General features: G+C 69.1%; 12 protein-coding genes and 2 pseudogenes. 4 read left to right on the top strand and 10 right to left on the bottom strand.

Annotated elements, in window-relative coordinates; genetic code table 11:
- A pseudogene (locus FV222_RS09090) lies at positions 1 to 119 on the top strand (IS66 family transposase zinc-finger binding domain-containing protein); the annotation flags it as partial.
- A gap of 79 nt (positions 120 to 198) precedes the next feature.
- Positions 199 to 396, top strand: coding sequence for a hypothetical protein (locus FV222_RS09085; protein WP_147813927.1), 198 nt, complete (start codon positions 199 to 201; stop codon positions 394 to 396).
- A 51-nt stretch (positions 397 to 447) separates the two neighbouring features.
- Here the strand turns inward: FV222_RS09085 and FV222_RS09080 are convergent, their stop codons facing one another.
- The 8 genes from FV222_RS09080 to FV222_RS09045 all read right to left on the bottom strand — a co-directional run bounded on the left by FV222_RS09080 (position 448) and on the right by FV222_RS09045 (position 7466).
- On the bottom strand, positions 448 to 849 hold the full coding sequence (locus FV222_RS09080) for a F0F1 ATP synthase subunit epsilon (RefSeq protein ID WP_147728188.1): 402 nt from the start codon (positions 847 to 849) through the stop codon (positions 448 to 450).
- A gap of 70 nt (positions 850 to 919) precedes the next feature.
- Entirely contained in the window at positions 920 to 1168 is a 249-nt protein-coding gene (locus FV222_RS09075) for a hypothetical protein (protein ID WP_147763405.1), read from the bottom strand.
- Between the two features lie 4 nt (positions 1169 to 1172).
- Complete coding sequence (gene atpD, locus FV222_RS09070; protein WP_147752727.1) at positions 1173 to 2630, bottom strand: F0F1 ATP synthase subunit beta; 1458 nt, start codon at positions 2628 to 2630, stop codon at positions 1173 to 1175.
- A gap of 48 nt (positions 2631 to 2678) precedes the next feature.
- A complete protein-coding gene (locus FV222_RS09065) occupies positions 2679 to 3566 on the bottom strand; it encodes a F0F1 ATP synthase subunit gamma (RefSeq protein WP_147752726.1) in 888 nt (295 codons plus the stop codon).
- Between the two features lie 73 nt (positions 3567 to 3639).
- On the bottom strand, positions 3640 to 5175 hold the full coding sequence (atpA, locus tag FV222_RS09060; RefSeq protein ID WP_147813925.1) for a F0F1 ATP synthase subunit alpha: 1536 nt from the start codon (positions 5173 to 5175) through the stop codon (positions 3640 to 3642).
- A gap of 75 nt (positions 5176 to 5250) precedes the next feature.
- On the bottom strand, positions 5251 to 5820 hold the full coding sequence (locus FV222_RS09055; protein WP_147813923.1) for a F0F1 ATP synthase subunit delta: 570 nt from the start codon (positions 5818 to 5820) through the stop codon (positions 5251 to 5253).
- A 235-nt stretch (positions 5821 to 6055) separates the two neighbouring features.
- Positions 6056 to 6742, bottom strand: coding sequence for a DsbA family protein (locus tag FV222_RS09050; RefSeq protein WP_147752723.1), 687 nt, complete (start codon positions 6740 to 6742; stop codon positions 6056 to 6058).
- A gap of 97 nt (positions 6743 to 6839) precedes the next feature.
- A complete protein-coding gene (locus FV222_RS09045; RefSeq protein WP_147813920.1) occupies positions 6840 to 7466 on the bottom strand; it encodes a 2-hydroxychromene-2-carboxylate isomerase in 627 nt (208 codons plus the stop codon).
- A gap of 230 nt (positions 7467 to 7696) precedes the next feature.
- Here FV222_RS09045 and FV222_RS09040 point away from each other — a divergent pair, with 230 nt between their 5' ends.
- The gene (locus FV222_RS09040) at positions 7697 to 8935 is read left to right on the top strand and encodes an argininosuccinate synthase (RefSeq protein WP_147752721.1); all 1239 of its coding nucleotides are present in this window, start codon (positions 7697 to 7699) and stop codon (positions 8933 to 8935) included.
- 60 nt (positions 8936 to 8995) lie between these two features.
- On the opposite strand, the gene FV222_RS09035 is transcribed toward FV222_RS09040, so the two are convergent.
- Both FV222_RS09035 and mtgA read right to left on the bottom strand, forming a co-directional pair.
- Positions 8996 to 9532 carry a hypothetical protein gene (locus tag FV222_RS09035; RefSeq protein WP_147813918.1) on the bottom strand — a complete coding sequence of 179 codons (537 nt, stop codon included), beginning with the start codon at positions 9530 to 9532 and terminating at the stop codon, positions 8996 to 8998.
- Between the two features lie 75 nt (positions 9533 to 9607).
- The gene (gene mtgA / locus FV222_RS09030) at positions 9608 to 10216 is read right to left on the bottom strand and encodes a monofunctional biosynthetic peptidoglycan transglycosylase (RefSeq protein WP_246685390.1); all 609 of its coding nucleotides are present in this window, start codon (positions 10214 to 10216) and stop codon (positions 9608 to 9610) included.
- A 198-nt stretch (positions 10217 to 10414) separates the two neighbouring features.
- Here mtgA and FV222_RS29465 point away from each other — a divergent pair.
- Positions 10415 to 10653 (top strand): annotated as a pseudogene (locus FV222_RS29465) (polyprenyl synthetase family protein); the annotation flags it as partial.

Raw genomic sequence — 10653 nt, 5'->3', positions numbered from 1 at the left:
TCGGCGAGGACGTGACGGAGACCCTCGATTACGTGCCCGGCCGCTTCAAGGTGGTCCGGCACGTGCGCGAGGCGTTCGCATGCCGATCCTGCGAGGGGATGGTGCAGGCGCCCGCCCCGCATCACGCGCCCGGTGATCGGCCCGGACGCTGCAAACGCCTGGCGCGACCTCAAGGATGAACCCGCTCTGGTCCTGCCGGTGACCGGTGCAGCCCTCGTCGCTCGCGGCATCCCGGCCGGGCCGAGGATCGGGGTCGCCCTCGCGGCATTGCGCCGACGCTGGCTCGAATCGGGCTGTCCCATCGGGCCGGACGCGGCCGAGGCGCTGATCTCCCTCGCGCTGGCTCAGGATTCGTCGGCGCACGACACGAAAGAGCCCGCCGAACCGCGCCGGTGACGGCGGTTCGAGCGGGCTTCGGTCGTCCTGAAAATGTTGGGGGTGAAAGGCTCAGAGCTTGAGGAGGTTCTTCGTCTCCTGAAGCTGGACGATCTGGCCGTTCAGCTCCTCGCGCTTCTGCAGGTCCTCGGTGGCGTCGCGCTGCAGCTCGGCCGCCTCGATGTCCCGGTCGAGGGATTCCGGCGTCAGCTCCTCGATCGGGGCGGCGCGCTCGGCCAACACCGTCACGCCGGTCGGCCCGATGTCGGCGAAGCCACCGCGGACGTAGATGCGCTTGCCGCTGTTGGCGCGCTCGGTGACCACGATCACGCCCACGCGAAGCGAGGTGAGCACCGGGGCGTGGCCGGCGAGCACCGTCATCTCGCCCTCGGTGCCGGGAAGCTGCACCGACTCGACCTCGCCGGAATACAGCGACCGCTCGGGGCCGACGAAATCGAAGTGGAAGGTGGCCATGCGCTCGGAATCCCGACGTTTGTCATTCCCGGCGCGCGGCCACCCGAGGGCTACGTGCCGGCCTTGAGAGTTAGGCTCTGCGCCGGTCCGTGGCGAAGCCGAGGCCGAAACCGATCAGCGCACCAATGCCCGCGAACAGGGCGACGTGCTGTGTCTGCCCGCTGGTCAGCTCGCCGCCGCGGGTGCCGGCCGGGCGGTCGCCCTGCACTTCGACGGAGAGCGGGCCGATCTTGATCTCGGCCGCCTCGGGCCGCGTCACGTAGCCGATGAGGCCGCCGGCCAGGAGGCCGACGACCAACAGGACGATCTTGGCGTTCAAGACCTCAAGCCGCCTTCAGCTTCTTGGCCTTGGCCTGGGCGTCCTCGATGGTGCCGACCATGTAGAAGGCCGCTTCCGGCAAGTCGTCGTACTTGCCCTCGACGAGGCCCTTGAAGCCCTTGATCGTGTCTTCCAGCGGCACCTGGATGCCCGGGGAGCCGGTGAAGATCTCAGCCACCGAGAAGGGCTGCGAGAAGAAGCGCTCGATCTTGCGGGCGCGCGCGACCGTCAGCTTGTCCTCTTCCGATAGCTCGTCCATCCCGAGGATGGCGATGATGTCCTGGAGCGATTTGTAGCGCTGCAGCGTCTGCTGGACCTTGCGGGCGACATCGTAGTGCTCCTCGCCGAGGATCGCCGGAGACAGCATGCGCGAGGTCGAGTCGAGCGGGTCCACCGCCGGATAGATGCCCTTCTCGGCGATCGAGCGCGACAGCGTCGTGGTCGCGTCCAAGTGGGCGAACGAGGCGGCGGGCGCCGGGTCGGTCAGGTCGTCGGCCGGCACGTAGATCGCCTGCACCGAGGTGATCGAGCCCTTGTTCGTGGTGGTGATGCGCTCCTGCAGGGCGCCCATGTCCGTGGCGAGCGTCGGCTGGTAGCCCACGGCCGAGGGGATGCGGCCGAGCAGCGCCGACACTTCCGAGCCGGCCTGAGTGAAGCGGAAGATGTTGTCCACGAAGAACAGCACGTCCTGGCCCTGGTCGCGGAAGTCCTCGGCGATGGTGAGGCCGGTGAGCGCGACGCGCGAGCGGGCGCCGGGAGACTCGTTCATCTGGCCGTAGACCAGCGCGCACTTGGAGCCCTCGGCCGAGCCGCCGTTCTCCTTCGGGTCCATGTTCACCTTGGACTCGATCATCTCGTGGTAGAGGTCGTTGCCCTCGCGGGTGCGCTCGCCGACGCCGGCGAAGACCGAGTAGCCCGAGTGCACCTTGGCGATGTTGTTGATCAGCTCCATGATCAGCACGGTCTTGCCGACGCCGGCGCCGCCGAACAGGCCGATCTTGCCGCCCTTGGCGTAGGGGGCGAGCAGGTCGACCACCTTGATGCCGGTGACGAGGATCTGCGACTCCGTCGACTGGTCGGTATAGGGGGGCGCGGGCTGGTGGATGGCGCGGAGCGAGTCCGACTGGATCGGGCCGGCCTCGTCGATCGGCTCGCCGATGACGTTCATGATGCGGCCGAGCGTGTTGTGGCCGACTGGGACCATGATCGGCGAGCCGGTGTCGGTGCACTCCTGGCCCCGGGTCAGACCCTCGGAGGTGTCCATCGCGATGCAGCGCACGGTGCTCTCGCCGAGCTGCGCGGCGACTTCCAGCACGAGGCGGTTGCCGTTGTTCTTGGTCTCGAGCGCGTTCAGGATCTCCGGCAGGTGGCCGTCGAACTGCACGTCGACGACGGGGCCGATGACTTGGACGATCTTGCCGACCTTGTTGGAGCCGGCGCCGGGGGAAGCGGTGTTTGCCATGATTGCGTGCCCTTGAAAGGTATGCGGTCGGTGCGCCGGCGAAGGCGCTTAGAGGGCTTCGGCGCCCGAAATGATTTCGATGAGTTCCTTGGTGATCATCGCCTGACGCGTGCGGTTGTAGATCAGCGTCTGCTTCTTGATCATCTCGCCCGCGTTGCGGGTCGCGGAATCCATGGCGCTCATGCGTGCACCCTGCTCGGATGCGGCGTTCTCGAGGAGCGCCCGGTAGACCTGAACCGTGAGGTTCTTCGGCAGCAGCGTCTCGAGGATCGCCTCCTCAGAGGGCTCGAATTCCATCGCCGAATCCGCCGGCGCACCGGTGCTGCTGGCGCCGCCTTCGGGCAGCTCCGCAGGGATCAGGCGCTGCGCCGTCGGGATCTGCGAGATCACCGAGCGGAACTCGGAGAAGAACAGCGTCGCGACGTCGAACTCGCCGGCCTCGTAGCGGGTCAGGATCTTGTCGGCGATCTCGGCGGCGAAGGGGTAGTCGACCGGGCGGTTGCCGCGGATGTCCTGCGACTCGACGATCTGCTCGCGGAACTGGCGGCGAAGCTGGTCCAGACCCTTCTTGCCGACCGTCATCATCTTGACGGTCTTGCCCTCGGTCGCGAGCTTGTCGGCATGCGCCCGCGCCAGGCGCGCGATCGACGAGTTGAAAGCGCCGCACAAGCCGCGGTCGCCGGTGCAGACGATCAGCAGGTGGGTCTGGTCCTTGCCGGTGCCCGCCAGCAGCTTCGGCGCGCCGACGCCGCCGACGAGGTTCCCGGCGAGGTTGCCGAGCACCGCCGCCATCTTCTCGGCATAGGGACGGCCGCTTTCGGCAGCCGTCTGTGCGCGCCGCAGCTTGGCGGCGGCGACCATCTGCATCGCCTTGGTGATCTTCTGCGTCGCCTTCACCGAAGTGATGCGGTTGCGCAGATCCTTCAAACTCGCCATCGGGTGGTCCGGTCTCTCAGGGCCTGTTCACGACCAGGCGCCCGTCGCCGGGCGCCCGATGAGGCGGGTTCGTCTAGTTCGCGAGCGACTTCGCCACGCTCTCGACCACGCTCTTGAGCTTGGCGGCGCTGTCGTCCGACAGGTCCTTCGAGTCGCGGATCGTGGAGAGCAGGTCGGCGTGCTTGGTGCGGAGCGTTGACAGCAGCGCGTCCTCGAACGGGCGGACCTTCGCGACCGGCATCTTGTCGAGGTAGCCGTTGACGCCGGCGTAGATCACCGCGACCTGCTCCTCCATCTTCAGCGGCGAGAACTGCGGCTGCTTCAGGAGCTCGGTGAGGCGCGAGCCGCGGTTGAGCAGCTGCTGGGTCGAGGCGTCGAGGTCCGAACCGAACTGCGCGAACGCCGCCATCTCGCGGTACTGCGCCAGCTCGCCCTTGATCTTGCCGGCGACCTTCTTCATCGCCTTGGTCTGGGCCGAGGAGCCCACCCGCGAGACCGAGAGGCCGACGTTCACCGCCGGGCGGATGCCCTGGTAGAACAGGTCGGTCTCGAGGAAGATCTGGCCGTCGGTGATCGAGATCACGTTGGTCGGGATGTAGGCCGACACGTCGTTGGCCTGGGTCTCGATGACCGGCAGCGCGGTCAGCGAGCCGTTGCCGGCGGCGTCGCCCATCTTGGCGGCGCGCTCGAGCAGGCGCGAGTGCAGGTAGAACACGTCGCCGGGATAGGCCTCGCGGCCCGGCGGGCGGCGCAGCAGCAGCGACATCTGGCGGTAGGCCACGGCCTGCTTGGACAGGTCGTCGTACGAGATCACGGCGTGCATGCCGTTGTCGCGGAAGTACTCGCCCATGGCGCAGCCGGCGAACGGCGCGATGAACTGCATCGGCGCGGCGTCCGAGGCGGTGGCGGCGACGACGATCGAGTACTCCATCGCGCCCTGATCCTCGAGGACCTTCACGAACTGGGCGACCGTCGAGCGCTTCTGGCCGATGGCGACGTAGATGCAGTAGAGCTTCGACTTCTCGTCGCCGCCGGCGGCGTGGCCGGGCTTCTGGTTGAGGATCGTGTCGAGCACGATCGCGGTCTTGCCGGTCTGGCGATCGCCGATGATCAGCTCGCGCTGGCCGCGGCCGACCGGGATCAGGGCGTCGACGGCCTTGAGGCCCGTCGCCATCGGCTCGTGCACGGACTTGCGCGGGATGATGCCCGGCGCCTTCACGTCGACGCGTCGACGCTCGGTCGACTCGATCGGGCCCTTGCCGTCGATCGGGTTGCCGAGGCCGTCGACCACGCGGCCGAGCAGGCCCTTGCCGACCGGGACGTCCACGATGGCACCGGTGCGCTTGACGGTCTGGCCTTCCTTGATCTCGCGGTCAGAGCCGAAGATCACGATGCCGACGTTGTCCTGCTCGAGGTTGAGCGCCATGCCGCGCACGCCGGACTCGAACTCGACCATCTCGCCGGCCTGGACGTTGTCGAGGCCGTAGGCGCGGGCGATGCCGTCGCCGACGGACAGGACCTGGCCGACCTCGGAGACTTCGGCTTCCTCGCCGAAGTTCTTGATCTGGTCTTTCAGGATCGCGGAGATCTCGGCGGCGCGGATGTCCATCGTCGGGCCCTTCAGTTCGTTCTTGTCAGGTGTTCAGGTGTGATGGCGAGAGCCGGGGCGTCCTCGACGGACGGCCTAACGGGCTTCCCGCATCGCGAGACGAATGCCGTTCAGCTTGGTCCGGAGCGAAGCGTCGACCATGCGCGAGCCCATCTTGACGATGAGGCCGCCGATCAGGCTCGGGTCGACGTGCAGGTCGAGGTCGACCTCGGACTTCGCGACGTCGCGCAGGCTGGCCTTGATCTCCTCCAGCACCGCGTCGGAGGGCCGCTCGGCCACGCGAACCTCGGCGCGGACGATGCCCTTCGATTCGCTAACCAGGCTGCGGAACGCGGCGATCATGCCGGGCAGCGCGAACAGGCGGCGGTTGGCGGCCGACAGGCGGATGAAGTTGGCAGCGAGGCCGGTGATGCCGGCCTTCTCGAGGATCGCGCCGATGGCGGCGGCCTGCTCCTCACCCGAGAAGACCGGGCTACGGACGAGACGGCGCAGGTCCGCGCTCTCCTTGAGCAAGGCGTCGAAGCGCTCGAGGCCCTCGGCCGTCGCATCGATCTGGCGCTCGTCACGGGCGAGATCGAACAGGGCGGAGGCGTATCGACCCGACACGCCGCCGACCAGGGAACCCTCGGAACCGTTCTGCGCCACCCGTCGCTCTCTCTTGTTCCTTGGCCCTTCGGTTCCGACCGGGCTGCGCCGTAATCAGGGCGCCGGGCCGGAGACCGTCGGGAAATGGGATTGTGCCGGGCTTGTCCGGGACCCTCGAAGATCCCTCGGCCGGCGCGGCGATCGCCTAGCATGGCAACCGGAGCCGCGCAAGGCGATCGGCCGATGGCTGCGGCCCGGCCGAGCTTGCGCCGGGTGATCGATCCTACAGGGGAAATCAGCAGGCGAGGCGGTCGCAACGGCGGGTGGCGGCGATCATCTTCGCCATGGAGCGGGCGCCCGGATGCCCGAGGATGCCGGCGTTGCCCAGCACGTAGGACGGGGTCGCGTAGAGGCCGAGGTCGGCCGCGATCCGCATCTGGCTCTTGAGCGCTTCGCGGACCTCGTCGCTGTCGGCGATGCTCTCCAGCTCCGGTCCGGCGATCCCAAGCGCCGTGCCGGCGGCGAGCGCGCCGGGGCCGTCGATCTTGCCGGGCTTGCCGAGCAACCGGCCGTAGAAGTCCCAGGCCGCCTCGGAGCCGAGCTTGCGCTGGACGGCCAGCGCCACCTTGGCGGCCTGGGCCGATTGCGGCGACAGAATCGGATTTTGGACAAGGCCGATGCGCAACGCCGGGTCGGCGGCGTGCAGGGCGATCACGTCGGCGGCGGCCTTGCGGCAGTAGGGGCAGTTGAAGTCGAAGAACTCGTACAGCGTCGTCTCTGCCTCGCGCGGGCCGACGTAGGTGATTCCCCGCAGGGACGCGAGCTGGCCGGTGATCTCGCCTGGGAGCACGGAGTTGGCGACCGGCCTGCCCTCGTCGCTCGTCACCGAGACGCGCTGACCATATGATTGGGCGCGCGCCGCCCGGGTGAGGGCGACGGCGGCGGCCGAGGTCGCGATGAGGTGACGGCGGGTGAAGGGCATGCTGGCGTCCGAGCGGCGGTGTCGAGCCCGCGCATCAGCCCGGCAATTCAGGCGATGTCGGGGCCTTCGCGTCGGGGAGTCTCGTCGCACGATGGCGTCAGCGCATGTCCCCCGGGCGCTCGCCGGCGGCCCAGGCCAGCGCCTGCTCCAGGCGGTCGTTGCCCCAGAACAGCTCACCGTCATCCGTCAGGAAGGTCGGGGCGCCGTAGATGCCGCGCGAGCGCGCCTCCTCGCCGACGACGCGGAGCTTGGTCTTGTTCGCTTCGCTCGCCGCCGCCTTGAGCTGCTGCGTCCCGTCGAGGCCGAGCCCGTTCAGGATCTCGACCACCGCCGCGGGCTCGGCGATCGAGCGGCCGTGCGCGAAGCAGGATTCGAACACCGCCTTCGAGAACGGCACCAGCCAATCCTGGTCCTGCCCGAGGATGGCGGCGCGGGTTGCGCTGAGGCTGTTCTGCGGGAACGGATCGGGGCGCCGCACCGGCGGCAGGCCGCTGCGGGCGGCCTCGCGCTCCATGTCGCGCCACATGTTGCGGCCCTTGGCCGGGTAGAGGTTGAAGGGCGAGCTCGTCCAGCCCTGCGAGGCGAAGATGGGCCCGAGCAGGAACGGGCGCCAGCGCACCGCCACGCCGGCCGTCGCGGCCAGACCCTCGATCCGGGCGGCGGCGAGGTAGGAATAGGTCGAAGCGAACTCGTACCAGAACTCGAGGGTCGGCTGGCGCGCCATGGTGATCGCTTCTCCGGGTCTTAGGTGTCGGCACGCAAATCTCACACCCGTCGATGTCGGGAGCGAGGCAGGTTGGCGCGCGCGACGGGGCATCGGCGACGCCCCGCGCGCTTGAGCGAACGTCCGGCCCGGCATGCCGGTTGCAGGCCGTTCCGGTTGCAGGGCGCCGGACGGCGCGATAAGCCGCCGCAACCCCCTCGCCCAACGTCCGCGAACACCCGAAGGTCCGCATGTCCGAGCCCGACAAGAAGCCCGTGAACAAGGTCGTGCTCGCCTATTCCGGCGGCCTCGACACCTCGATCATCCTCAAGTGGCTGCAGACGACCTACGGCTGCGAGGTGATCACCTTCACCGCCGACCTCGGCCAGGGCGAGGAACTGGAGCCGGCCCGCCGCAAGGCGGAGCTGCTCGGCATCAAGCCCGAGAACATCTTCATCGAGGACCTGCGCGAGGAATTCGTGCGGGACTACGTGTTTCCGATGTTTCGCGCCAACGCGGTCTACGAGGGCGTCTACCTGCTCGGCACCTCGATCGCCCGGCCGCTCATCGCCAAGAAGCAGATCGAGATCGCCGAGCGGCTGGGCGCCGACGCGGTCTGCCACGGCGCCACCGGAAAGGGCAACGACCAGGTCCGGTTCGAGCTCGGCTACTACGCCCTCAAGCCCGACGTGACGGTCATCGCGCCCTGGCGCGAATGGGACCTGAAGAGCCGCGAGCAGCTGATCGCCTTCGCCGAGCAGCACCAGATCCCGATCGCCAAGGACAAGCGCGGCGAGAGCCCGTTCTCGGTGGACGCCAACCTCCTGCACGCCTCCTCCGAGGGCAAGGTGCTCGAGGACCCGGCCGACGAGGTGCCGGATTACGTCTTCTCGCGCACGATCTCGCCCGAGGAGGCGCCGGACACGCCCACGATCGTCACCATCGGCTTCGAGAAGGGCGACGCGGTCTCGATCGACGGCGAAAAGCTGTCTCCGGCCTCGCTGCTCGCCAAGCTCAACCAGCTCGGCCACGACAACGGCATCGGCCGGCTCGACCTCGTGGAGAACCGCTTCGTCGGCATGAAGAGCCGCGGCATGTACGAGACGCCCGGCGGCACCATCCTGCTGCCGGCCCACCGCGCCATCGAGTCGATCACGCTGGACCGCGGCGCGGCGCACCTCAAGGACCAGATCATGCCGCAATACGCGGAACTGATCTACAACGGCTTCTGGTTCTCGCCCGAGCGCGAGATGCTGCAGGCGCTGATCGACAAGAGCCAGGAACTGGTCACCGGTGAGGTGCGGCTCAAGCTCTACAAGGGCGGCGTCCACGTCATCGGCCGCACGAGCCCGCACTCGCTCTACGACCAGGACCTCGTCACCTTCGAGGAAGGCGCCGTCGCCTACGACCACCGCGATGCGGCGGGCTTCATCAAGCTCAACGCGCTGCGGCTGCGGACGCTGGCGCAGCGGAAGAAGCGGGACGCCTGAGAAGCGCTTTCTCTCCCTCCCCGCAGAGGGGGGAGGGAGAAGCGCCGGCGACCGCAGCCTTCAGTCGTAATCCCCCGGCGCGATGTCGGCGTAGCGCAGGAAGATCTGCAACGCCGGTTGCATCTCGTGGTGCAAGGCTGCGTCCGGCACCGGCGTCGCGCCGTAGGGCGCCTGGGCGTCGACGCAGGGCACGTCGAGGGCGTCGTCCCAGCGAACCGCCAGGTGCGGAATCAACGCGAGATGCGCCTCGGTGACGTCGAATGTGATGTGTTCGGGCGTGGCGCCGTCGGCGTCGCGGAACACGTCGCCGGCCCGGCCCGGATCGAGCTTGGCCAGGGGGTTGTGGTACTGGTAGCGGCCGGGCTTGAGCACCGCGTGCCGGACGAAGGCGGCGAACGCCGCGCCCACTGCCCGGTGCTCTTCGTCGGCACCCTCGTCGTCGCCGGTGACGTTGGCGATGTCGTCGTCCCGCGAGGTCGAGCCGTAGGGGGCGTCCGGGTGGATCATCGGCGCGCCGGCCCCGTCCGGGTTCCAGCCGACGACGAGGCGGCGGATCAGGGCGATCCGCTCCAGGGTGATCTCTGTGGTGCCGGCCATGACGTCCGTTCTCGCTTGGATCACGCTCCCTAACCGCATCCGGGCGGCCTGCGAACCCGGGCCCTGCGCAAAAGCCTATCCCTTGAGGCACCCCATCAGGCCCTCGACCTGCCCCATCCGGCCCTGGATGCGGCCGGCCAGGGACCGCACCCCGCGGGAGGGCTTGCCGGCGCTGCGCAGGATCGGGTTCGGCAGGGTCGCGGCCAGCAGGGCGGCCTCCCCGCGGCTGAGGTCGCGGGCGTTCTTGCCGAACCAGTGCCGGGCGGCGGCCTGGGCGCCGTAGATCCCCTCGCCCCATTCTGCGACGTTGAGATAGATCTCCATCATCCGCCGCTTGCCCCAGAGCGTATCCATCAGGAAGGCGAGCGGAATCTCGAGCGCCTTGCGGACGTAGGAGCGGCCGGGCCAGAGGAAGACGTTCTTCACGGTCTGCATCGCGATGGTCGAGGCGCCGCGGCTCGGCCCGTCCTCGTCGTCGACCACGTCGCGCAGCGCGTCGACGTCGACGCCGTGGTCGAGGCAGAAGCGCTGGTCCTCGGAGGCGAGGACCGCCTGGACCAGGGCCGGCGCGATGGCGGAGAGCGGCACCGCCTCGCGGGCCACCGGCTGGAGCGTCAACCATCGCCCGAGCATCAGGGTTGAGGGCGGCGTCACCGCGCTATAGAGCAGCGCCAGCGCGAGCATGAGGACGAGCCCGACGGCCGGGACGAGCAGGATGCGCCCGACGAGCTTCCGGACCCGCCGTGACGGAGCCGGCGGCTGCGGGCGTCCCAGCGACCTCAGGTCCCGCGCCTCGGTACTCTGCGCGTCGCGACCCGGCGCCGCTTTGCTATCGTCCGCCCGCACAGTGTCGCGTCCCACTCCCGCCAAGGCCCGTTCCCGATGACCTCAACGCAGGCTCACCCCGCTCCGGTCAAGTCGCAAGGTACCGAGCATGCCGCCGACGACGGGTTTTCCCACAAGCTCGCCCGCGTGGCCGACACGGTCGAGACCTTCCTGGTCGAGCGCCTCGGCCCCGAGGTCGGCCCCGGCGAGATCGCGCGCCCGCCGCGCCTGATGGAGGCGATGCGCCACGCGGTGCTCGGCGGCGGCAAGCGCCTGCGCCCCTTCCTCGCGGTCGA

It is taken from the genome of Methylobacterium sp. WL103, assembly GCF_008039885.1.
GTDB classification, from domain to species: domain Bacteria; phylum Pseudomonadota; class Alphaproteobacteria; order Rhizobiales; family Beijerinckiaceae; genus Methylobacterium; species Methylobacterium cerastii.
Note: the sequence above shows the minus strand (reverse complement) of the source record. Positions and strands in the feature narration are given on the sequence as shown.